Origin of the sequence: Pseudomonas sp. AD21 (genome assembly GCF_002878485.1) — a bacterium.
Lineage (GTDB): Bacteria > Pseudomonadota > Gammaproteobacteria > Pseudomonadales > Pseudomonadaceae > Aquipseudomonas.
The window spans coordinates 8,660-30,727 of record NZ_NQYG01000016.1; the positions used below are offsets into that span (position 1 = coordinate 8,660).

The 22,068-nt window shown below is 61.6% G+C and carries 19 protein-coding genes; 5 read left to right on the forward strand and 14 right to left on the reverse strand.

Annotated elements, in window-relative coordinates; all coding sequences use genetic code 11:
- Positions 1-344 precede the first annotated feature (344 nt).
- The 5 genes from PseAD21_RS12575 (at position 345) to PseAD21_RS12595 (ending at position 6,049) form a co-directional block, all read left to right on the forward strand.
- A complete protein-coding gene (locus tag PseAD21_RS12575; RefSeq protein ID WP_102355960.1) occupies positions 345-2,009 on the forward strand; it encodes an AMP-binding protein in 1,665 nt (554 codons plus the stop codon).
- 15 nt (positions 2,010-2,024) lie between these two features.
- Positions 2,025-2,786, forward strand: a complete 762-nt coding sequence (locus PseAD21_RS12580; protein WP_102355961.1) for an SDR family NAD(P)-dependent oxidoreductase — start codon at positions 2,025-2,027, stop codon at positions 2,784-2,786.
- 12 nt (positions 2,787-2,798) lie between these two features.
- A complete protein-coding gene (locus tag PseAD21_RS12585; protein WP_102355962.1) occupies positions 2,799-3,992 on the forward strand; it encodes an acetyl-CoA C-acyltransferase in 1,194 nt (397 codons plus the stop codon).
- A 140-nt stretch (positions 3,993-4,132) separates the two neighbouring features.
- The gene (locus PseAD21_RS12590; RefSeq protein WP_102355963.1) at positions 4,133-5,260 is read left to right on the forward strand and encodes an acyl-CoA dehydrogenase; all 1,128 of its coding nucleotides are present in this window, start codon (positions 4,133-4,135) and stop codon (positions 5,258-5,260) included.
- Positions 5,261-5,275: 15 nt separating this feature from the next.
- Positions 5,276-6,049 carry an enoyl-CoA hydratase gene (locus tag PseAD21_RS12595; protein WP_025109814.1) on the forward strand — a complete coding sequence of 258 codons (774 nt, stop codon included), beginning with the start codon at positions 5,276-5,278 and terminating at the stop codon, positions 6,047-6,049.
- Between the two features lie 100 nt (positions 6,050-6,149).
- Here the strand turns inward: PseAD21_RS12595 and PseAD21_RS12600 are convergent, their stop codons facing one another.
- The 14 genes from PseAD21_RS12600 to arnB form a co-directional block, all read right to left on the reverse strand.
- Entirely contained in the window at positions 6,150-7,301 is a 1,152-nt protein-coding gene (locus PseAD21_RS12600) for an acyl-CoA dehydrogenase family protein (protein ID WP_102355964.1), read from the reverse strand.
- A 3-nt stretch (positions 7,302-7,304) separates the two neighbouring features.
- Entirely contained in the window at positions 7,305-8,411 is a 1,107-nt protein-coding gene (locus tag PseAD21_RS12605; RefSeq protein WP_102355965.1) for an enoyl-CoA hydratase/isomerase family protein, read from the reverse strand.
- A 285-nt stretch (positions 8,412-8,696) separates the two neighbouring features.
- The gene (locus PseAD21_RS12610) at positions 8,697-9,392 is read right to left on the reverse strand and encodes an HPP family protein (protein WP_102355966.1); all 696 of its coding nucleotides are present in this window, start codon (positions 9,390-9,392) and stop codon (positions 8,697-8,699) included.
- Positions 9,393-9,546: 154 nt separating this feature from the next.
- Positions 9,547-10,725, reverse strand: coding sequence for an MFS transporter (locus PseAD21_RS12615; protein WP_102355967.1), 1,179 nt, complete (start codon positions 10,723-10,725; stop codon positions 9,547-9,549).
- Between the two features lie 142 nt (positions 10,726-10,867).
- The gene (locus PseAD21_RS12620; RefSeq protein WP_102355968.1) at positions 10,868-11,386 is read right to left on the reverse strand and encodes a GNAT family N-acetyltransferase; all 519 of its coding nucleotides are present in this window, start codon (positions 11,384-11,386) and stop codon (positions 10,868-10,870) included.
- Positions 11,387-11,456: 70 nt separating this feature from the next.
- The gene (locus PseAD21_RS12625; RefSeq protein WP_102355969.1) at positions 11,457-13,055 is read right to left on the reverse strand and encodes a glycosyltransferase family 39 protein; all 1,599 of its coding nucleotides are present in this window, start codon (positions 13,053-13,055) and stop codon (positions 11,457-11,459) included.
- Positions 13,052-14,431 carry a UDP-glucose/GDP-mannose dehydrogenase family protein gene (locus PseAD21_RS12630; protein WP_102355970.1) on the reverse strand — a complete coding sequence of 460 codons (1,380 nt, stop codon included), beginning with the start codon at positions 14,429-14,431 and terminating at the stop codon, positions 13,052-13,054. Before PseAD21_RS12630 ends, PseAD21_RS12625 begins: the two co-directional genes overlap by 4 nt.
- A complete protein-coding gene (arnF, locus tag PseAD21_RS12635) occupies positions 14,428-14,841 on the reverse strand; it encodes a 4-amino-4-deoxy-L-arabinose-phosphoundecaprenol flippase subunit ArnF (protein WP_102355971.1) in 414 nt (137 codons plus the stop codon). Before arnF ends, PseAD21_RS12630 begins: the two co-directional genes overlap by 4 nt.
- Positions 14,838-15,182 carry a 4-amino-4-deoxy-L-arabinose-phosphoundecaprenol flippase subunit ArnE gene (gene arnE, locus PseAD21_RS12640; protein ID WP_102355972.1) on the reverse strand — a complete coding sequence of 115 codons (345 nt, stop codon included), beginning with the start codon at positions 15,180-15,182 and terminating at the stop codon, positions 14,838-14,840. Before arnE ends, arnF begins: the two co-directional genes overlap by 4 nt.
- Entirely contained in the window at positions 15,179-16,828 is a 1,650-nt protein-coding gene (arnT, locus tag PseAD21_RS12645; RefSeq protein WP_102355973.1) for a lipid IV(A) 4-amino-4-deoxy-L-arabinosyltransferase, read from the reverse strand. The genes arnE and arnT overlap by 4 nt, the downstream gene beginning before the upstream one ends.
- Positions 16,825-17,709: a 4-deoxy-4-formamido-L-arabinose-phosphoundecaprenol deformylase gene (gene arnD / locus PseAD21_RS12650; protein ID WP_102355974.1), complete on the reverse strand. Its 885-nt coding sequence runs from the start codon at positions 17,707-17,709 to the stop codon at positions 16,825-16,827. Before arnD ends, arnT begins: the two co-directional genes overlap by 4 nt.
- Positions 17,709-19,700 (reverse strand): bifunctional UDP-4-amino-4-deoxy-L-arabinose formyltransferase/UDP-glucuronic acid oxidase ArnA, encoded by a 1,992-nt coding sequence (gene arnA, locus PseAD21_RS12655; RefSeq protein ID WP_064587512.1) that lies wholly within the window; start codon positions 19,698-19,700, stop codon positions 17,709-17,711. Before arnA ends, arnD begins: the two co-directional genes overlap by 1 nt.
- Positions 19,697-20,728, reverse strand: coding sequence for an undecaprenyl-phosphate 4-deoxy-4-formamido-L-arabinose transferase (gene arnC / locus PseAD21_RS12660; protein WP_102355975.1), 1,032 nt, complete (start codon positions 20,726-20,728; stop codon positions 19,697-19,699). The genes arnA and arnC overlap by 4 nt, the downstream gene beginning before the upstream one ends.
- Complete coding sequence (gene arnB / locus PseAD21_RS12665) at positions 20,725-21,873, reverse strand: UDP-4-amino-4-deoxy-L-arabinose aminotransferase (protein WP_102355976.1); 1,149 nt, start codon at positions 21,871-21,873, stop codon at positions 20,725-20,727. Before arnB ends, arnC begins: the two co-directional genes overlap by 4 nt.
- Positions 21,874-22,068 lie beyond the last annotated feature (195 nt).

Here is a 22,068-nt window from a genome sequence, read left to right on the forward strand (position 1 = left end):
TTGCAACTTGCCTGGCAGTCACAGGTGATCCCACCTCTGAAATGCATGCTCCCTGTGATTGCAGCTTGCCCGGCAGTCACAGGTGATCCCACCTTTGAAATGCATGCTCCCTGTGATTGCAGCTTGCCCGTCAGTCACAGGTGATCCCCCATTTGAAATGCAATTCCCTGTGGGAAGGGGCTTGCTCCCGAAGGCGCCAGTCCAGGCAGCGCATCTCTGGAATCTTGGCCAAACCAGTCATCCAACTTGATGGCTTTGACCATTGCCGCCTCCGCGCCGCAGCGCGACTATCCCTGTGTTGTTTACGGTTCCCAGCCTAATAAAAACACAGAGGGATTCTGGCAATGCGCGATTACTTGTCTGCCACCGAACAGTTCAACTATCAGCACACCGTGGACGCTGCGCTGAGCGGCTCGCTGGAGGCGCTCAACGCCTGCGTCGAATGTTGCGACCGTCACGCTTTGCCGGGGCGCATCGCGCTGTTCTGGGAGGGCCGCGACGGCGCCAGTGCGACGTACACCTTCAGCGACTTGCAGGACAAAGCTGCACGCTTCGCCAATTTCCTGCTCGCCCAGGGTGTGCAGAAGGGCGACAAGGTCGCCGGCCTGCTGCCGCGCAACATCGAATTGCTTGTCACCGTGTTCGCCACCTGGCGCATTGGCGCGGTGTATCAACCACTGTTCACCGCGTTTGGTCCCAAGGCGATCGAACATCGCCTGAACAGTTCCGGCGCCAAAGTGGTGGTCACCGACGCGACCAACCGGCCGAAACTCGCCGAAGTCGCCGATTGCCCGACCGTGGTCACCGTCGGCGGCGCCAAAGGGCAGGGCATCGTTCGTGGCGATTTCAGTTTCTGGGCCGAGCTGGCCAACTATTCCAATGTCTGCGAACCGGTCCTGCTGACGGGCGAAGACCCGTTCCTGTTGATGTTCACCTCGGGCACCACCGGCCCGTCGAAAGCGCTGTCGGTGCCGCTCAAAGCCATCGTCGCGTTCCAGAGCTACACCCGCGACGCGGTGGATCTGCGCCCCGAAGACGCGTTCTGGAACGTCGCCGATCCGGGCTGGGCCTACGGCATTTATTTCGGCGTCACCGGGCCGATGGCGATGGGGCATCCGATCACCTTTTACGATGGTCCGTTCACCCTCGAAAGCACCTGCCGGGTGATCAACAAATACGGCATCACCAACCTTACCGGCTCGCCGACCGCGTATCGCCTGTTGATAGCCGGCGGCAACGAATTCGCCAAGTCGATCAAGGGCAAGCTGCGCATCGTCAGCAGCGCCGGTGAGCCGCTGAACCCGGAGGTGATCCGCTGGTTCGCCGACAACCTTGGCGTGGTCATTCACGATCACTACGGTCAGACCGAACTGGGCATGGTCCTGTGCAACCACCACGGTCTGGAACACCCGATCCACCTCGGCGCCGCCGGTTTCGCCTCGCCGGGCCATCGCATCGTGGTGCTCGACGAGCACTACAACGAACTCGGCGTTGGCCAGCCGGGGATCCTCGCCATCGACCGCCCGCAATCGCCGATGTGCTGGTTCGGCGGCTACGAAGGCGTGCCGACCAAGGCCTTCGTCGGCAACTATTACCTGAGCGGCGACACCGTGGAATGGAACCCCGACGGCAGCATCAGCTTCGTCGGTCGCAGCGATGACGTGATCACCACGTCGGGCTATCGCGTCGGCCCGTTCGACGTCGAAAGCGCGCTGATCGAGCACCCGGCCGTGGTCGAAGCAGCAGTGGTCGGCAAACCGGACCCGGAGCGCACCGAACTGGTCAAAGCCTTCGTCGTGCTCAACCCGCAATACCGCGCGGAACCCGCGCTGGCCGAAGAGTTGCGGCAACACGTGCGCAAGCGTCTGGCCGCACATTCATACCCGCGTGAAATCGAATTTGTCAGCGAATTGCCGAAAACCCCAAGCGGCAAATTGCAGCGCTTTATCTTGCGCAACCAGGAAATCGCCAAGGCTCAAGAGGCCGCGGCGCACAACGTTTCAGCTTGAATCAGGAAGTCAGTCATGCAGATCGAGAACAAGGTTTTTATCGTCACTGGCGGCGCGTCCGGCCTGGGTGCGGCGACCGCTGAACTGCTGGTCAACGCCGGCGCCAAAGTGATGCTGGTGGACATGAACGCCGAAGCCGTTGCCGCCCAGGCCCAGCGCCTTGGCGCGCACAGTGTGGTGGCCGATATCAGCAATGAAGCTGCCGCCGAGGCCGCGGTGCAGGCGACTGTCAAAGCCTTTGGCAGCCTCAACGGCCTGGTCAACTGCGCCGGCGTCGTCCGGGGCGAGAAGATCCTCGGCAAAAACGGCCCGCATGCATTGTCCAGTTTTGCTCAGGTGATCAACGTCAATCTGATCGGCAGCTTCAATATGCTGCGCCTGGCAGCGGCGGCCATCGCCGAGAGCGAAGCGAATGCCGATGGCGAGCGCGGGGTGATCATCAACACCGCGTCGGTGGCGGCGTTCGACGGCCAGATCGGCCAGGCGGCGTATTCCGCCTCCAAAGGCGCAATCGCCAGCCTGACCCTGCCGGCCGCCCGTGAACTGGCGCGCTTCGGCATCCGCGTGATGACCATCGCCCCGGGCATTTTCGAAACCCCGATGATGGCCGGCATGACCCCGGAAGTCCGTGAGTCGCTGGCTGCCGGCGTGCCGTTCCCGCCGCGCCTGGGCAAACCGGCCGAGTACGCCGCGCTGGTTCGGCATATCATCGAAAACAGCATGCTCAACGGTGAGGTGATCCGTCTCGACGGCGCCTTGCGCATGGCCGCCAAGTAAGGAGGATTTTTCATGACTATTTCCAACGATCCGATTGTTATTGTCAGCGCCGTCCGCACCCCGATGGGCGGTTTTCAGGGCGAACTGAAAAGCCTCACTGCACCACAACTCGGCGCTGCCGCGATCAAGGCTGCAGTGGAACGCGCCGGGGTTGCCAGCGACGCGGTCGACGAAGTGCTGTTCGGTTGCGTATTGCCGGCAGGCCTCGGTCAGGCCCCGGCGCGGCAAGCGGCACTCGGCGCCGGGCTGGACAAATCCACCCGTTGCACGACAGTCAACAAGATGTGCGGTTCGGGCATGGAAACCACCATTCTTGCCCACGACATGCTGATCGCAGGCAGTGCCGATGTGGTGATCGCCGGCGGCATGGAAAGCATGTCCAACTCGCCGTACCTGCTGGACCGTGCCCGCGCCGGTTACCGCATGGGCCATGGCCGAGTGCTCGACTCGATGTTCCTCGACGGCCTCGAAGACGCCTACGACAAGGGTCGCCTGATGGGCACCTTCGCCGAAGACTGTGCCGAAACCAACGACTTCAGCCGCGAAGCGCAGGACGCCTTTGCCATCGCCTCGACCACCCGCGCCCAGCAGGCGATCAAGGACGGCAGCTTCAAGGCCGAGATCGTGCCGCTGACGGTGACCGTCGGCAAGGAACAACTGCTGATCAGCAACGACGAGCAGCCGCCGAAAGCCAAGCTGGACAAGGTTGCTTCGCTGAAACCGGCGTTCCGCGAAGGCGGTACCGTGACGGCGGCCAACTCCAGCTCGATCTCCGACGGCGCGGCGGCACTGGTGCTGATGCGCCAGTCGCAGGCACACAAACTCGGCCTGAAGCCGCTGGCGGTGATTCATGGTCACTCGGCGTTTGCCGACACCCCGGGCCTGTTCCCGGTGGCGCCGATTGGCGCAATCAAGAAACTGGTGAAAAAGACCGGCTGGGCGCTCGATCAGGTCGATCTGTTTGAGATCAACGAAGCGTTCGCCGTGGTGGCGATGGCCGCGATGAGCCATCTGGAAATCCCCCACGACAAACTCAACGTGCATGGCGGCGCCTGCGCGCTGGGCCATCCGATCGGCGCCTCGGGTGCGCGAATTCTGGTGACCTTGCTCTCGGCCCTGCGCCAGAAAGGCCTGAAACGCGGGATTGCGGCAATCTGCATCGGCGGCGGTGAAGCCACGGCCATGGCCGTGGAATGCGTCTATTGATCCACGCAATCCCCCTGTAGGAGTGAGCCTGCTCGCGATAGCGTCGTGTCAGTCAACATTTATGTCTATGACACACCGCCATCGCGAGCAGGCTCACTCCTACAAAGGGTATGCGGTGCGACTTAATTTAAGGATTCACCATGATTCCCAACGAAGACCAAACCCAGATCCGCGATATGGCCCGGCAGTTCGCCGAGGAACGGCTGAAGCCGTTCGCCGCCGAGTGGGATCGCGAGCACCGTTTCCCCAAGGAAGCCATCGGCGAGATGGCCGGGCTGGGCTTTTTCGGCATGCTGGTTCCGGAGCAGTGGGGCGGCTGTGACACCGGTTACCTGGCCTATGCCATGGCCCTGGAAGAAATCGCCGCCGGCGACGGTGCCTGCTCGACCATCATGAGCGTGCACAATTCGGTGGGGTGCGTGCCGATCCTCAAGTTCGGCAACGACGACCAACGCGAACGTTTCCTCAAGCCACTGGCCAGCGGTGTCATGCTCGGGGCTTTCGCCTTGACCGAGCCACAGGCCGGATCTGACGCCAGCAGCCTGAAAACCCGCGCACGCCTGGAAGGCGATCACTACGTGCTCAATGGCTGCAAGCAATTCATCACCTCCGGGCAGAACGCCGGGATCGTGATTGTGTTTGCGGTGACCGACCCGAGCGCCGGCAAACGTGGCATTACCGCGTTCATCGTGCCCACCGATTCGCCGGGCTACAAAGTCGCTCGGGTCGAAGACAAACTCGGCCAGCACGCCTCGGACACCTGCCAGATCCTCTTTGAAGACGTGAAAGTGCCGGTCGCCAACCGCTTGGGCGAAGAGGGCGAAGGCTACAGGATCGCCCTGGCCAACCTTGAAGGCGGACGGGTTGGTATCGCCTCGCAATCGGTGGGCATGGCCCGCGCTGCGTTTGAAGCGGCCCGCGATTACGCCCGTGAGCGCGACACCTTTGGCAAACCGATCATCGAGCACCAGGCCGTGGCCTTCCGCCTTGCCGACATGGCGACGCAGATCGCCGTCGCCCGGCAAATGGTGCATTACGCCGCCGCCCTGCGTGACAGCGGTCAACCCGCGCTGGTCGAGGCCTCGATGGCCAAACTGTTCGCCTCGGAAATGGCCGAGAAGGTCTGCTCGATGGCGTTGCAGACGCTGGGCGGTTACGGTTATCTCAATGACTTCCCGCTGGAACGGATCTACCGCGACGTGCGCGTCTGCCAGATCTACGAAGGCACCAGCGACATTCAGCGCATGGTTATTTCGCGCAATCTCTGACAAGGAATCTTGCCCATGACTTACGAAACGATTCTGCTGGAAAACCACGGCCGCGTCGGCCTGATCACCCTGAACCGCCCGCAGGCGCTGAACGCCCTGAACGCGCAACTGGTCAGCGAAGTGAACCACGCCCTCGATGGCCTGGAAGCGGATGCGAACATCGGTTGCATCGTCATTACCGGCTCGAAAAAAGCCTTCGCCGCCGGTGCCGACATCAAGGAAATGGCCGAGCTGACCTACCCGCAGATCTACATGGATGATCTGTTCAGCGACAGCGACCGCGTGGCCAACCGACGCAAGCCGATCATCGCGGCGGTCAATGGCTTCGCCCTCGGTGGCGGCTGTGAACTGGCGTTGATGTGCGACTTCATTCTGGCCGGCGACAATGCCAAATTCGGTCAACCGGAAATCAACCTCGGCGTGCTGCCGGGCATGGGCGGCACCCAACGCCTGACCCGCGCTGTGGGCAAGGCCAAGGCCATGGAGATGTGCCTGAGCGGGCGCCTGATCGATGCAGTCGAAGCCGAGCGTTGCGGCATCGTTGCGCGGATCGTGCCGAGCGATGAGTTGCTGGACGAAGCGCTGAAAGTCGCCGCCGTGATCGCCAGTAAATCGCTGCCGATTGCCATGATGGTCAAGGAAAGCGTCAACCGCGCCTTTGAGGTCAACCTGACTGAAGGCGTGCGCTTTGAACGCCGGGTGTTCCATGCGGCGTTTGCCACGCAGGATCAGAAGGAAGGCATGGCGGCGTTTGTGGCCAAACGGGCGCCGGAGTTTCAGGGCAAATAAAGCAGCGCCTGGGCTGACCTCATCGCGAGCAGGCTCACTCCTACAGGAGATTTGTGTACGACACAGATCCAATGTAGGAGTGAGCCTGCTCGCGATGCTTTTAGAGCTGGTAGTTCTTCAGCTCACGCGCAATCACCATCCGCTGAATCTCGCTCGAGCCTTCGTAGATCTGGGTAATCCGCGCATCGCGGTAGTACTTCTCGACCGGATAATCCTCCAGATACCCATACCCGCCATGAATCTGAATCGCCGAGGAGCAGACCTTTTCGGCCATTTCCGACGCGAACAGTTTGGCCTGTGAAGCCTCCGACAGACACGGTTTGCCCGCCGTGCGCAGGCGCGCCGCGTGCAGGATCATCAAGCGCGCCGCGTTGATTTGCATGTGCATGTCGGCCAGCAGGTTGGCGATGCTCTGGTGTTCGTTGATCGGCTTGCCGAACTGGATGCGATCACGGGAATACACCAGCGCCGCGTCGAACGCCGCCCGGGCGATGCCCAAGGCTTGCGCGGCGATGCCGATACGTCCGCCTTCGAGGTTGGACAGGGCAATCGCCAGGCCCTTGCCGCGCTCGCCGAGCAGGTTGGCCTGGGGAATGCTGCAGTTGTTCAGCGTCACCGCACAGGTGTCGGAGGCGCGGATACCCATTTTGTGTTCGGTACGATCGACGATGAAACCCGCAGTAGCGGTGGGCACCAGGAACGCGGAAATGCCTTTCTTGCCCAGATCCGGGTCGGTCACCGCAAACACGATCGCCAGTTTCGCCCGTTTGCCATTGCTGACGAATTGCTTGGCGCCGTTGATCACCCACTGGCCGTCGCGCAGTTCGGCGCGGGTGCGCAGGTTGTGCGCTTCGGAGCCGGCCTGCGGTTCGGTCAGGCAGAAACAGCCGATTACCTGACCGCTGGCGAGATCGGCCAGCCAGGTCTGTTTCTGCTCTTCGCTGCCGTAGTTCATTACCGGGCCGCAGCCCACCGAGTTGTGGATGCTCATGAACGCGCCGGTCGCGCCGTCGCCGGCAGAAATCTCTTCCACGGCCAAGGCGTACGCCACGTAATCGACGTAAGTGCCGCCCCATTCCTCGGGCACCACCATGCCCAGCAGGCCCAGTTCGCCCATCTTCGCTACCAGCGCGTCGTCGATCCAGCCGGCCTTTTCCCAGGCTTGCGCATGGGGCGCGATTTCGCCACGGGCAAAGTCCCGGGCCATGTCGCGGATCATCACTTGTTCTTCAGTCAGTTCGAGATCGTGCATGGCTCAGTTCCCGCTCTCATCAAACCCGTGGAAGAAACTCGCGACGTGCTCGGCGTCCAGCGCAGCGAGGGTCGGCGGGTTCCAGCGTGGTGTCTTGTCTTTGTCAATCAACAGGGCGCGTACGCCTTCGATCAGGTCGCCGCGCTCGAACCACTGGCGATCCAGATGCAGTTCGAGGGCGAAGCAGTGTTCCAGGCTCAGTTGCCGGCCGCGCCGGAGCATCTCCAGGGTCACCGCCATTGCCAGCGGTGAGCGGGTCTCCAGCAGGTCGGCAGTGGCGGTGGCCCACGCGTGGCTGTCGGCGACCGTGACCGCGCGCAGTTGCTCGACGATGCTCGGCACGTCCGGCAGGGCGAAGAAGTGGTCGATGACCGGGCGCAGTTTCTGCAGTGGTGCATCGGCCAGGGTCTGCACGCCGTTTTTCGCGAGCAGGCTCTGCAGGTCCTTGAGCGGTGTGTCGTGCCACTCCAGGTGATCGAGTTGCTCGTCCACGCTCGCCAGTTTGCAGCTGTCGACATACCAGTCGGCCAGCCCGCAATACAGCGCATCGGCCGCGCGAATCTGCACGCCGCTGACGCCCAGATAAATCCCCAGTTCCCCGGGAATCCGCGAGAGGAAATAGCTGCCGCCGACATCCGGGAAATACCCGATGGCCACTTCCGGCATCGCCAGACGGCTCTTCTCGGTGACCACACGCAGATCCGCGCCTTGCACCAGACCCATGCCGCCACCGAGGACGAAGCCGTCCATCAACGCCAGCACCGGTTTGCGGTAGTGGTGAATCGTCAGGTCGAGGGCGTATTCCTCGACGAAGAAGTCTTCATGCAGTGTGTCGCCGCTTTTGAAGCTGTCGTACAGGGAACGGATATCGCCGCCGGCGCAGAACGCCTTTTCTCCGGCACCGCGCAACACCACGGCGTGCACATTGGCGTCAGCGGCCCAAGCGTCGAGTTGGCGCTGCAACTGGCGAACCATGTCGAGGGTGATGGCGTTGAGACCGGCGGGGCGGTTGAGGGTCAGGTGACCGATGTGATTGCGAACCTCGGCCAGCACTTCGTTTTGCGTGGCATCCATGGACGGGGTCCGCGGGGATGAAGCCTGAGCAGTCATCACTAACTCCCTGCTTTTATTGTCTTTATTCGAGAAGCTCGCGCGCGAGCGTTGATGGATCGTAACAGTGCAAATTTGCCGTGTACAACGGGGATATGTGCACAGGCTGTCTGCGTTTTTGCATTGAGCACCGACCCTGTTGTGGCGAGGGGGCTTGCCCCCGTTCGGCGGCGCAGCCGTCGCAAATTCGCTGAGTCGGTTGAGCCACAAGGAAACCGCGAGCAGTTATGGGGCGCTTCGCGAGTCAACGGGGGCAAGCCCCCTCGCCACAGAGAAGCGCGATTGTCAGGTACGTTGTGACAGGACTTCACTGATACTGCGCCGTTTGGCGTGCAGCTCGCTCGCGTGAATCAGTTGCTCCAGATCCTCAGGCGTCACGTCGATGAAGGCTTCCATATCCGCCAGCGCCAACTTCAGGTCCTCGGCGGTAATTGCCTGGCTATCGACCGGTGCTACAGGTGGCGCAGGCTCAGCTGGGCGTTTCGGGTAGCGGATGCGCGTCAGGTTGTTGTAGGCCAAAGCGCTGAGCAGCATGCACGAAGCGGCCAACATCACTGGCTCCATGGCTTTCCAGTCCATGGCGATGGTGGCGGGATCGGCCAGCACCAGGGTCAGCGCGAGCGCGCCGGCCGGTGGGTGCAGGCAGCGCAGCCAGCACATCAGGATCAGCGCCATGCCTGCCGCCAGACACGCACTGCCCAAGGTGCGGCCGAGTACGTGGGCCACCAGTAACGCGACAACGCTGGCGCACAGGTAGCCGCCAATGATCGACCACGGTTGCGCGAGCGCGCCGGAGGATACGGCGAACAGCAGCACTGCCGACGCGCCCAGTGGTCCGATCAGGTGATACGCCACTTCATGGCCGAACACCTGACTGCACGCCCAGACGCTGAACAGAGTGCCCAACGCCATGCCGATGGCAGCGCGGCTCCATTCGGTGGGGCGGGTGTTGATGGCGGCGGGCAACCAGCGAGCGAGCATGTGAATCGGGTCCTTGCAGTAAATTCGAGGCAAAAAAAAGGACTTGTCCGTTTCGGAAAGTCCTCGAAGCGTTCCAACTATTGGGGGAGGAACGCGCACAGTGTGCCGTGCAATGTCGATGCTGACAAATTCATATTAATGCTGCTTCAGTGCATTATTGTTGAATTGTCGCCACGCGCCGTCCGCTGACAAAACATAAATCCCCGCCGAGGGCGGCCAGGGCGCTCAAGGCGTAGAACATGCTCGGCGCCGGCGTGTGCATCAGCAGGAACCCGCACATCACCGGACTCACGGCGCCGCCCAGTGCGGCCAGATTCTGCGCACCGTAGTAGCTGCCGCGCAGTTCTTCCGGGGCCAGCGTGTCGACAAACAGGAAATCCGCCGGGTAAATGATCATCTCGCCCAAGGTGAAGATGAACATCGCCACGCACCAGCCGACGAGGCTGTCCGCCAGGCTGAAGCCGATCAGGCCGACGATGAACAACGCGGTGCCGCCGGCAATCCAGAACCGCAGGTGTTCGCGCTTGAGGAAACGACCGATCTGGTATTGCAACAGGATCACGGTGATCGCGTTGCAGGCGAGCAGGGCGGCCATGGTGTCGAGCGTCTGTTGTTGGGTGTGGGTCGCCAGCAGGTATTGCGACAGGTACAGGGTGAAGCGCCCGTGAACCAGAGTGCTGAGCAGGCAGCCGAGGGTAAACAGGATCATCGTGCGGTCGTTTTTCAGGATGATCAGGGTGTTCAGGAAACTCTGTGGCGGGCTGCCCAGCGACACCGGACTGACCTGGCGGGAGACGCCCAGCAACAGGAAAATGCTGCCACCGGCAATCAGGCCCGCAACGATAAACGGCGCCGAGGGCCAGACTCCGGCAATCACCACGCCAATCATTGGGCCGACGGCGTAACCAATGTTGGTCAGCGTGTAGTTCAACGAGAACGCTTTCACCCGCTGGCCAACCGGCAGGTTTTCACTGAGGATCGCCTTGGAGCAGATCAGGAACAGCGCCGACGCGGTCTCGCTGATGATCAGCACCAGTGTGACCAGGTACAGATTCTGCGCGAAGGTCAGCAGGATCAGGCCAACCCCGCTGGAAAGCATGGTCAGAATCAATAGCCGGCGCTTGTCGAGCCGATCGATGATGTAGCCGCCATACAGCGAAAACAGCGTGGCACTGAACACTGCGATGCCCAGCAACAGACCGACGTCCTGCGGGTTGAGGCCCAGTTTGTTACTGAGGAATAGAGTCAGCAGCGGACTGATCAGGGCACGGCTGATGACGATGCTCAGCGAGGTGATCATCAGTCGGCGGATCAGGCGGGAGTAAGTGGCCACGGCAGTGCAAATGTCCTTATTTTTATGACGCGAAACCCTGTGGGAGCGAGCCTGCTCGCGAATGCCGGGTTTCAGGCGCCAACACAGTTAACTGAGAGGACGCTATCGCGAGCAGGCTCACGCCGACAAGGGATTTGTCGGCTCAGGGCAATATCAGGTGCATGGCGCAGCGTCGCTCGGCGGCAAAGCCGTGCTCGACTTCCTTTTGCAGTGCCTCGATCAAGTGCGCCTCAAGCTCACCCGGCGCAGCCACGACAAAGCCCATCCGCTGATAAAAAGGCGCATTCCACGGCACATCGCGAAACGTGGTCAGGGTCACGGCGCGCATCTGCCGGTGGCGCGCATGCTCAATCGCGGCCATCACCAGCCGGCGGCCCGCGCCCTGGCCCTGAAACGCCTGGCTGACCGACAGTTCTTCAATGTGCAGTTGGTTGCCGACGTCCAGCGCGCGGATAAATCCTGCGAGTTGCGCGGTCGCGCTTTCGGCAACCCAGACGTGGGCCTGTTCGATGGCCTGGCGGTGTTGTGCGGCGCTTGCCACGTCACTGTCGGCGAGCCAGGCGAGGGCAGGATCTACGCGAAACAGCTCGGCGGCCGAGCGTTCGATGGCGGGGAGGGCGGATGCATCAGTAGCCCGTGCGGGGCGAATCGTGAGGGTCATGTAAGCGTTGCCGATGGCTGCGATCGTTTGATCTTGAGAAAGACCCGAAGATCGCAGCCTTCGACGGCGTCTACAAGGGCTTGACGTACAACAGCACGTAATCGTTCTTGTCGAAGCTTCCCGTCACCACCGGTTGCAGGCCGGCCAGCGCGGTGCCTTGCAGTGTTTGCAGGTCCTTGCTGTCCATCATCAGCCACGCCGGGCCCTTGATGGCTTCGAGTTGCTGCACCGTCTCGGTGAACTGCGGCTGCAGGTCGTGCTCGACGTTGACCATGAACTTGATCGCCTTGGCGTCTTTGCCCATGCCGTGCAGCACCAGCGGTGCCGGATTGGCCTGGACCTGAGCGAACGCAGCGCGACTGAAGGTCTGCGTGTCGTACAGGCGGCGCTCCACCGGCTCCAACACCGCGGCATACACCGTCCACAACGCGAGGACCGAGCACAGCGCCAACACTTCGGCACGCCAGCGCGGGATCAGCAAACGCGACAAGGCGAGCAATTGCAGGGCGCCGAGCACGACCAATATCAGGGTGAGGCCGTTCAGTTGCTCGGGAAAGCGGCGCTTGGCAACCAACAGGACCACCATCAACAACCCCGGTGTCAGCAGCCACAGCCCTTGAATCACGCCACGCAGTACCCGGAATACCCGACCGTGCAGCACCTGGAACGGATACGCTGCGATAATCGCCGCCATTGGCAGCATCGGCAGCAGGTAACGCGCTTTCTTCGCCTGCGGAATCGACAGGCCGACCATCACGATCAAGCCGGCAGCCGCGCAGTATTGAACCAGGCGTAACGCCGGACCACGCTGATGCGGTTTGCTCAGCCAGGTCGCGGCCAACGCCAGGATTGCCAACGGATACGCCAGCGCGTAGTTGCCCATGGAGCTGGTGAAGTAATACAGCGAGCCGCTGACGCCTTCACTGCCATCCATGCGCCCCATGAACTGCATGCGGATCACGTCCTGCAAGAAGGCTTCGCCACCGCTGAGCTTCGCCAGCCACAACAGCAGGCCGACGCACGCGGCGAGCAGAATCGACGCCAGCACACCGAACACGAACAGGCGTTTCCACTCACGGTTGAGCAGGTAGTAACTGCAGAGCATGCCGGTTGGCACCACCAGACCGATCGGCCCGCGAATCCCGAAACCCAGCAACAGCAGGACAAAGATCAGCGGCCAGCGGCGGCGAGAGCCGAAGTGGTCGTGCGCGTAGCCCAGGTAAAACACCGACAGCGCCACGGCCGCCAGCATCAGGTCTTGCGACACCGCGCGCACTTCGGTGATGAAGGTGCTGGTGAGCATCAACAGCGCAATGCTGATCAAGGCCCAACGCTGCGAATGCACCGCCAGCAAGCGGTACATCAATGTCACGATCAGCGCACCGGCAATCGCGCTGGGCAGCCACGCAGTCAGGGTATTGACCGCACCGAAGGGCAGGGACAACAGCCAGATGAACAGCGTCGAAACCGCTGAATAATCAGCGTACGGCTGGCCGTAGGTGGTCGGGAATACGGTTGGCCCGTGTCTCAACATCTCTTGGGCAAACAGTACGAAGCGTGAATCGAAGCCAATGGGAGCCTGTCCGTAAACCCCGGCGATAAACAACAGCAGTGCCAGCAGCCCTGCGATCAGGGACTGCCGGCGGATGACAGGCGACAACGTGATCAAGCGACGACCGCGTTGTTAGGCCACTGTTGCAGCGGGATCGGCAATTTGCGCGAATCACCCCGGCCGATCGGGAAGTACTTGAAGCCATTGCGCGCCAGACGGTCGGCGTCGTACAGGTTGCGGCCGTCGAAGATCACCGGGTCTTTCAGGCGTTGCTGGATCAGGTCGAAATCCGGCGCCTTGAACTGCTGCCACTCGGTGCAGATGATCAGCGCATCGGAACCTGACAGCACCGATTCCGGGGTGCCCATCAGCATCAGTTTTTCTTCGTTGGGGTACAGATGCTGGGTTTCCTGCATCGCTTCCGGGTCGAACGCGCGCACGCTGGCGCCGGCGGCGAACAACGAGTCGAGCAATACGCGGCTTGGCGCATCGCGCATGTCATCGGTGTTCGGCTTGAACGCCAGGCCCCACAGGGCGAAAGTCTTGCCGCGCAGATCACCCTTGTAGAACGCATTGATGCGATCGAACAGCTTGTGCTTCTGGCGCTCGTTGATCGCCTCGACCGCTTGCAGCAGGTCGCTGGAGCAATGCGCCTGTTCGGCGCTGTGGATCAGGGCGCGCATGTCTTTGGGGAAGCACGAACCGCCATAACCGCAGCCCGGGTAGATGAAGTGATAACCGATGCGGGTGTCGGCGCCGATGCCCTGACGGACCGACTCGATGTCGGCGCCCAGGTGTTCGGCCAGTTCGGCGATCTGGTTGATGAAGCTGATCTTGGTCGCCAGCATGCAGTTGGCGGCGTATTTGGTCAGCTCGGCGCTGCGCAGGTCCATGAACATGATGCGGTCATGGTTGCGGTTGAACGGCGAGTACAGGTCGCGCATCACGTCGCGCACTTCGTCACCTTCGCAGCCGATGACGATGCGATCCGGACGACGGCAGTCGGACACCGCCGAACCTTCCTTGAGGAATTCCGGGTTGGAGACGATATCGAACTGCAGTTGACGGCCAGCCTTGTCCAGCGCGGCCTGAATGTGCGCGCGCAGGGTGTCGCCGGTGCCGACCGGTACGGTGGATTTCTCGACCAGAATCAGCGGCTGCTCACGATGACGCGACACGGCGTCACCCACCGACAGCACGTACTTCAGATCGGCTGAGCCGTCTTCGCTGGACGGCGTACCGACCGCAATGAAGGCGACGCGACCGTGTAGCACTGCGAGTTTTTCATCGGAGGTGAAATGCAGGCGACCGGAGTCCAGGCCTTCGCGTACCAGGCTCGAAAGCCCTGGTTCAAAGATGCTGACGTGACCCTGGCGCAGCAGTTCGACTTTCTTCTGGTCGATGTCCATGCACACGACGTCGTGACCGACTTCGGCCAACACGGCGGCCTGCACCAGACCGACATAACCGCTACCAAATACTGTGATTTTCATGGAGCACTCCTGAATTCGGGCGCACGAGACGGACGAGTGTTAATAGTAATGACCCCGAGCATGACCAGTGTCACGCCCAGTGATTTAGTGAGACTGAATGATTCGTTGAACAGCGGCAGACTGGCCGCCAGCAGATAAACCAGCGCGTAACTGATGCTCAGCAGCGAATAAGCCCGACCCAGCGGCAGATCGCGCAGGGCGGGGAGCCAGCAGAGCATCGACAGCGCGTAAGCCAGAATGGCTACGAACACCACGCCCAGCGCGACAAGATCGACGCTGCCGGCGGTGAGCGCGGACCACCATTGTTCCGGCTGCGGCAGACGCGTCATGCTCCAGCGCATGCCCAACTGGGCACCGCTGACCAGCAGCACGCTGCCCAGAGCGAAAGCGATTCCACGTCCCTGGCTCATGAGTGTTGCCCCAACAGCACCACACCGCCGATCACCAGGGCTACGCCCAGCCAATGGCGGCGGTCGACCGGTTCACGGAAGACAAACCGTGCGATCAGTGTGATCAGTACAAAGTTGAGGCTGAGCATCGGGTAAGCGATGCCCACTTCCAGCCGTTGCAAGACCAGCAGCCAGACCAGCAAGCCGCTGCCCAGCGCCAAAAGTGCCAGCCACAGCCAGGGCGAACGCAATTTGTCCGCCCAGGATGAGTCGCCCCCGCGCCAGCTCTCAACCGCGTATTTCTGCGCAACCTGACCCAGGCAGGTAAGCAGGCATGCCGTCAGCAGCAAGATCCAGCTCATGACGGGTCCTTGGGCAGAACCATGATCACCAGATTGCCTTGCTCGTAGCGAGTACCGTCCTTGGGCAGCAGGTCGACTTCGTGCAGCTCGTCATCGCCCTTGACCCGCATGACCACGCCGACCGAACCGGTACGACGGGCATCACGCATCCAGGCTTGCACCTTGTCGGTGGTGATCCGCTGTTCGGCGCCTTCCGGATAGGACAGGCCGTACTTCAACTCGCCCACGGTGTTGTACAGCGCGACGTTTGGCCGTTGCAGGCGCCAGGCCAGCGCCGACGCAGCGCCCAGGTCATTGCTCAACAAGTGAGTGGTGCCGGACAGCTCGTCCATGTGATGCAGGATGAATTGGTCCGGAGTCTTGTTGGACACCACGGACTTGGGCAGTGCCGCCGGCAGGACACCGATCAGCAACAGGCTGCCCAGCGCTGGCGCCGCCCAGCACTGCAACGGCAGGAACGCTTGCGCCAGGTTGGCGATGATCCAGCCGATCAGTGCAATGAACACCAGCACCAGACTGTGCAGTTCGTGGTCATACACGGGTTTTTTCAGTTGCAGGTAAACCAGCGCAATCAGCAGCACAATGCCCAGCAGCAGATTGAGCAGGCCGTTGATGCTCAAGGCACGGCCCTGTTCAAGGCGCAACCGGTCCGCCAGGGCATTGCCCAGCAGCAACGCCATCGGCAGCAGGCAAGGCAGAATGTAGGTCGGCAATTTGCCGTTGCTCAGGCTGAAAAACAGCAGCGGCATCAGCAGCCACAGCAGCAGGAACGCAATCGCCGGTTGAGCGCGGGTTTGCCAGGCTTGCTTGAGGCTGGTCGGCAACAGACCGACCCACGGCAAGCTGAACGCCACCAGCAACGGCAGATAGAACCACCACGGCGAATCATGCTGGGCATCGTCGCCGGCAAAACGGCGAATGTGTTCATGCCAGAAGAAAAACCGCCAGTAGTCCGGCTCATGGGAGTGAACCGCCAATGCCCACGGCAGGCTGACCGCAATCGCCACGACGATCGCCACCGGCCCGAAGACCAGCAGTTCACGCCAGCGCTTTTGCCAGAGCATCCACGGCAGGGCGATCAGTACCGGCAGCGCCCAGGCGAGAAAACCCTTGGTCATGAACCCCATGCCGCACGCCAGGCCCAGTACCGCCCAACCTGCGAAGCGTTGCCCGCCAGTGCGGCTGTCCAGCGCAAACCACAGCGCGACGAGGCTAAGGTTGACCCAGAAGGTGAATTGCGGATCGAGGTTGGCGTAACCGGCCTGGCCGGCAACGATGGTGAAGCTCATGTAGAGCAGGGCGCAGACAAAGCTTTTGCGTGGGTCGTTCCATAACCGGCGAGCGATCAGGTAACCCAGCAAAACGCTCAAACCGGTGCTCAGCGCCGAGGCGAAACGCACGCCGAACAGGTTCTGTCCGAACAGCTCCTGACCGATGGCGATCATCCAGTAGCCGGCAATCGGTTTTTCGAAGTAACGCAAACCCATGAAGTGTGGCGATACCCAGTCCCCGCTCAGCAGCATGCTCTGGCTGATTTGCGCGTAACGGGTTTCATCGGGAATCCACAAGCCATGGGTGCCCAGCGGCAACAGATAGGCCAGCAGACAAAGTCCGACCAACAGCGGCAGTGCCCAGCGTTTGGTCATGCGCCTTGCACTCCCAGCCAGCCTTCACGGCCTTCAAGTACGCCACGTTGTACGTGGCCCACGGGCAGGGTGTTGAAAAACTCGGGCAACAAGTCGCCCAGCGGTTTGAAGTCAATACTGCGCTGGCGTGCAGCGGCCAGCAATTGACGAAAGTCCTGAGCCATCAGAATCCCTTCTACTTCGGCATGAATGGTGTAGACGTTGAGTGCCTGCTGACGGAACCGGTCGAGGATGAAGGTGTTGAAGTCCTTGGCAGCCACGGTCGGACCGACGACTTCATCGAAGGTCGGCAGGTCCACCGGGATTTGCGGCGCGCCAGGTGTGCCATCAGCCAGCAGCGGACGGAACAGGCTTTGCCCGCGGCAATCGCTGTTGTAGCGAAAGCCGAAGGTTTGCTTGGCCTGGATCACGCGTTCGTCCGCACGCCAACCGGCGGAGGCCGAACACTGGATCTTTTCTCCGAGAATATCGCTGAGGGTGTCGACGCCCCGACGGATCTGTTCGATCAGTTGGGCCTCGCTCCAGCGCCCGGCATTGGCCTGCCAGCCATGGTGATCCCAGGCGTGCAGGCCGACTTCGTGACCAGCGTCCCGGGCCTGACGCATCAGGTGCCCGAGATCACGGCCAATCGGTTTGCCTGGCCAGGCAGTGCCGGCCAGCAGAATGTCCCAGCCGTACAGGCCGGCAGCGTTGGAACGCAGCATTTTCCAGAGGAACTGCGGGCGGATCAGGCGCCACAGATGCCGGCCCATGTTGTCCGGGCCGACACTGAAGAAAAACGTTGCCTTGACCTGAGCCTCGTCGAGCATCTCCAACAGTCGCGGCACACCTTCACGGGTGCCACGGTAGGTGTCGACATCGATACGAAGACCTGCCTGCATTACTTCTTGTCCGCGATTTCGAGCATGGCTTCACGCAGGAAGAAGTCCAGGGTGTTGCCGATGGTCTCGCGCATTTCCACGGTCGGCTCCCAGTTCAGCAGGCGCTTGGCGTTGGCAATGCTTGGCTTGCGGTGTTCCACGTCCTGGTAGCCGGCACCGTAGAACGCCTTGCTTTCCACGTCGCGGAAACCGGCGAACGGAGGGAAGTTGTGACGCAGCGGGTGCGCTTCGAACTGACGCAGCAGCTCTTCGCCCAACTGACGGATGCTGGCTTCGTTGTCCGGGTTGCCGATGTTGATGATCTGGCCGTTGCAGACATCGTTGTCGTTATCGATGATGCGTGCCAGTGCCTCGACGCCGTCAGCGATGTCGGTGAAGCAGCGCTTCTGCTCGCCGCCGTCGAACAGACGGATTGGCGTGCCTTCGACCAGGTTGAGGATCAACTGGGTGATGGCGCGGGAGCTGCCGATACGGGCCGAATCCAGACGGTCCAGGCGCGGGCCCATCCAGTTGAACGGACGGAACAGGGTGAAGTTCAGGCCTTTGGCGCCGTAAGCCCAGATTACGCGGTCGAGCAGTTGCTTGGAGACCGAGTAGATCCAGCGCTGCTTGTTGATCGGACCGACGATCAGGTTCGAGCTGTCTTCGTCGAAGTTCTTGTCCTGGCACATGCCATAGACTTCCGAAGTCGACGGGAAGATCACGCGCTTGTTGTACTTGACGCAGTAGCGAACCAGTTTCAGGTTCTCTTCGAAGTCGAGTTCGAATACGCGCAGCGGGTTGCGGGTGTATTCGATCGGGGTGGCGATGGCCACCAGCGGCAGGACCACGTCGCACTTCTTGATGTGGTACTCGATCCACTCGGAGTGAATGCTGATGTCGCCTTCGACGAAGTGGAAGTTCGGGTGGCTGCGCAGACGCTCGATGGCGTCGGAGCCGATGTCCAGACCGTAGACTTCGTAGCGGTCGTCACGCAGCAGGCGCTCGGACAGGTGGTTACCGATGAAGCCGTTGACACCGAGGATCAGCACGCGAGTACGGCGTGGTGCACGACCGGATTCGGCACCGCGCAGCAGCGAGCCGTCAACCAGACCCAGTTCGTTGGCCAGTTGCGGGCCGCTCAGGTACAGACCGTTGTCGTTGCGCTGACCGGCGTTGATCACCAGCGAGTCTTGACCACAAGCGATGCGCAGCGGATCGACGCTGATCACGCGGCCAGGTGCCTGACCTTCGTTGCCCTTGACGACTTCGGCGCTCCAGACAATCAGCTTGTGCTCGCCCACGGCGCAGAAGGCACCCGGGTATGGACGGGTGACGGCGCGAACCAGGTTGAACAGTTCTTCGGCCGGTTTGGCCCAGACCAGTTTGCCGTCCGCCGGGGTACGACGGCCAAATACGGTGGCCTTGGATTCGTCCTGCGGGGTTTCGGTGATCTTGCCTTGCAGCATGTTCGGCAGGGTGTCGCGCAGCAGGTCGCTGGCGGCCGTGCGCAGTTTGGCGTGCAGGGTCAGGCCGGTGTCGCTGCGCTCGATGGCAACGCGCTGCTGGGCAACGATGGCGCCGGCATCAGCGCGCTTGACCATGCGGTGCAGGGTCACGCCGGTTTCGGTTTCGCCGTTGACCAGCACCCAGTTCGCCGGAGCGCGGCCGCGGTAGCGTGGCAGCAGCGAACCGTGCAGGTTGAACGCGCCTTTTTTGGCCAGGGCCAGCAGTGGCTCGCTCAGCAGGTTGCGGTAGTAGAAGGAGAAGATGTACTCCGGGTCCAGCTTGGCGATGCGCTCGATCCACAGTGGGTGGTTGGCGTCTTCCGGTGCGTGCACCGGGATGCCTTTGTTGGCGCACAGTTGCGCAACCGACGCATAGAAAGCGTTTTCTTTCGGATCATCGGCGTGAGTGAACACTGCTGCAATGTCGTAGCCGCTGTTGAGCAGGGCTTCAATGCCGGCGCAGCCAATATCGTGGTAGGCGAAGACAACAGTTTTTGCACTCATGAGAGAACCTGATCGGAAGTGGAAGAAGTAGTGGTAGAAGAAAGACCATCAACGGTGACGGCAGGGGCCGGGGCGGCCGGCTGGCTGCGCAACACCTTTTCAATGAAGAAACGCGGACGGGCGCGCACATCGCTGTACATGCGGCCCAGGTATTCACCCAGAAGCCCCATGCCGATGAATTGACCACCGGTAAACACGAACAGCACGGCGAACAGCACGAAGGTGCCGTCGCCGGCCCAACCGGCACCGAACGCCAGACGCAGAATGATCAGCGCGACCGCGAACAGCACACCCAGGCCAGCCATGGCGAAGCCGACGATGCTCAGCAGACGCAACGGGGTAGTGGTCATGCAGGTGACCAGATCGAACATCAGGTTGATCAGGCGCATCGGGCTGTATTTCGAATCGCCGTGTTCACGCTCGGCGTGGGCCACGACGATTTCGGTGGTGTGGCGGGCGAAGCTGTTGGCCAGGATCGGGATGAACGTGCTGCGTTCGCGGCAGGCGAGCATCGCATCGATGATGGTGCGGCGGTAGGCGCGCAGCATGCAGCCGTAGTCGCTCATGGCCACGCCGGTGGAGCGTTGCACGGCAAGGTTGATCAGCTTCGACGGGTAGCGGCGCAGGGCCGAATCCTGACGGTTGCCACGCACGGTGCCGACCACGTCGTAACCTTTTTCGGCCTCGGCCACCAGCCGTGGAATTTCTTCCGGCGGGTTCTGCAGGTCGGCGTCGAGGGTGATCACCACATCGCCTTTGCACTGTTCGAAACCGGCCATGATCGCGGCGTGCTGACCATAGTTGCGGTTGAGGATCACCGCCACGAACGGGCTGTTTTCACGGCCGGCGGCTTCTTCAAGCATGTTCGCCGATTCGTCGCGGCTGCCGTCATCGACCAGCACGATTTCGAAATCGTGATTCAGCTGACGGCAGGCCGCTTCGGTACGACGCAGCAGTTCCGGCAGGCTTTCCTGTTCGTTGTAGACCGGGATAACGATCGACACGCTACGGATTGGATAAGGTTTCACAGGCGTTTTTCCATGATTTGTTCGATGGCACCGACCACGCGGTCAAGGTCTTGACCGGTCATGTCGGGGAACAGCGGAATCGAGCATAACCGCGCCGAGTTCCATTCGGTATTGGGCAGATACAGGTCGGGGTCACGCTGGCGATACCAGGTGTGCAGGTGGGTAGCAATGAAATGGATACCGGTGCCGATGCCCTGATCCTGCAAAGCCTTCATGAAGGCTTCGCGGTCCATGCCGCAGCGTTCGCTGTCGATGCGCAGGATGAACAGGTGCCAGGCGTGTTGCTGGGCATAGGCGGGCAGGGCCAGCGGTTGCACCGGCAGGCCTTCGAACCTTTGCAGATAGGTCGTGGCCAGTTCGGTGCGACGGGCGTTGATTTCGTCCAGACGTTGCAGTTGCACCAGGGCAATCGCGGCATTGATGTCGGACAGGTTGTACTTGAAACCCGGCTCCATCACTTGTGCCTGCGGCTTGCGGCCACCGGTCAGGCGGTCATAGGCGTCGACGCCCAGACCGTGGAATTTGAGCATGCGCACACGGCTGGCGAGGGCTTCGTCGTCGGTGACGAACATCGCGCCTTCGGCACAGGTCATGTTCTTGATCGCATGGAAGGAAAAAATCGCCGTGCCTTGCGAACCGACGTGACGCCCCTTGTAGCGGGTGCCAGCGGCGTGGGCAGCGTCTTCGATGACCGGGATCCCGTGCTTGTCAGCCAGGGCATACAGCGGATCGAGGTCGAACGCGGCGCCGGCGTAGTGCACCGGGATGATCGCCTTGGTACGCGCAGTGATGGCCGCTTCGATGCGCGAAGCGTCGGTCATCAGCGTATCGCGGTCGACATCGACGAACACCGGTTTGGCGCCGAGCAGGGAAATCATGTTGGCGGTCGAGACCCAGGTCTGCGACGGAGTGATGACTTCATCACCCGGGCCGATGCCCAACGCCAGCAGGGTGATGTGCATCCCGCCGGTGGCCGAGGACAGAGCCACGGCATGCTTGCAGCCCACGTATTGGGCGAATTGCTCTTCGAGTGCCTGATTTTTTGGCCCGGTCGTGATCCAGCCTGAGCGTAAAACCTGCTCGACAGCTGCAATTTCTTCTTCGCCTATACTCGGGCGGGAGAAGGGGAGAAACGCCTGACTCATGGGCACCTCGTTACGGATAATGATGGACAGATCCTTCTGATTTTCATCGGATCCAATTCCAGAGTAGACGCAAAAAAAGGTTTTGCATCAAGCGTTTGCCTAAAAGACAGGACGTCGGGAGCTGGTTGACTTTTCAGGCGTTGCCCGGCAGGTTGGGCGATATCGGCTGAGGATCGGTCGGGCCCAAGGTTATTC

Coding starts and splice junctions, on each gene's coding strand:
- PseAD21_RS12575 (WP_102355960.1), top strand. CDS start 345: ATGCGCGATTACTTGTCTGCCACCGAACAGTTCAACTATCAGCACACC.
- PseAD21_RS12580 (WP_102355961.1), top strand. CDS start 2,025: ATGCAGATCGAGAACAAGGTTTTTATCGTCACTGGCGGCGCGTCCGGC.
- PseAD21_RS12585 (WP_102355962.1), top strand. CDS start 2,799: ATGACTATTTCCAACGATCCGATTGTTATTGTCAGCGCCGTCCGCACC.
- PseAD21_RS12590 (WP_102355963.1), top strand. CDS start 4,133: ATGATTCCCAACGAAGACCAAACCCAGATCCGCGATATGGCCCGGCAG.
- PseAD21_RS12595 (WP_025109814.1), top strand. CDS start 5,276: ATGACTTACGAAACGATTCTGCTGGAAAACCACGGCCGCGTCGGCCTG.
- PseAD21_RS12600 (WP_102355964.1), bottom strand. CDS start 7,301: ATGCACGATCTCGAACTGACTGAAGAACAAGTGATGATCCGCGACATG.
- PseAD21_RS12605 (WP_102355965.1), bottom strand. CDS start 8,411: ATGACTGCTCAGGCTTCATCCCCGCGGACCCCGTCCATGGATGCCACG.
- PseAD21_RS12610 (WP_102355966.1), bottom strand. CDS start 9,392: ATGCTCGCTCGCTGGTTGCCCGCCGCCATCAACACCCGCCCCACCGAA.
- PseAD21_RS12620 (WP_102355968.1), bottom strand. CDS start 11,386: ATGACCCTCACGATTCGCCCCGCACGGGCTACTGATGCATCCGCCCTC.
- PseAD21_RS12630 (WP_102355970.1), bottom strand. CDS start 14,431: ATGAAAATCACAGTATTTGGTAGCGGTTATGTCGGTCTGGTGCAGGCC.
- arnF (WP_102355971.1), bottom strand. CDS start 14,841: ATGAGCCAGGGACGTGGAATCGCTTTCGCTCTGGGCAGCGTGCTGCTG.
- arnE (WP_102355972.1), bottom strand. CDS start 15,182: ATGAGCTGGATCTTGCTGCTGACGGCATGCCTGCTTACCTGCCTGGGT.
- arnT (WP_102355973.1), bottom strand. CDS start 16,828: ATGACCAAACGCTGGGCACTGCCGCTGTTGGTCGGACTTTGTCTGCTG.
- arnD (WP_102355974.1), bottom strand. CDS start 17,709: ATGCAGGCAGGTCTTCGTATCGATGTCGACACCTACCGTGGCACCCGT.
- arnA (WP_064587512.1), bottom strand. CDS start 19,700: ATGAGTGCAAAAACTGTTGTCTTCGCCTACCACGATATTGGCTGCGCC.
- arnB (WP_102355976.1), bottom strand. CDS start 21,873: ATGAGTCAGGCGTTTCTCCCCTTCTCCCGCCCGAGTATAGGCGAAGAA.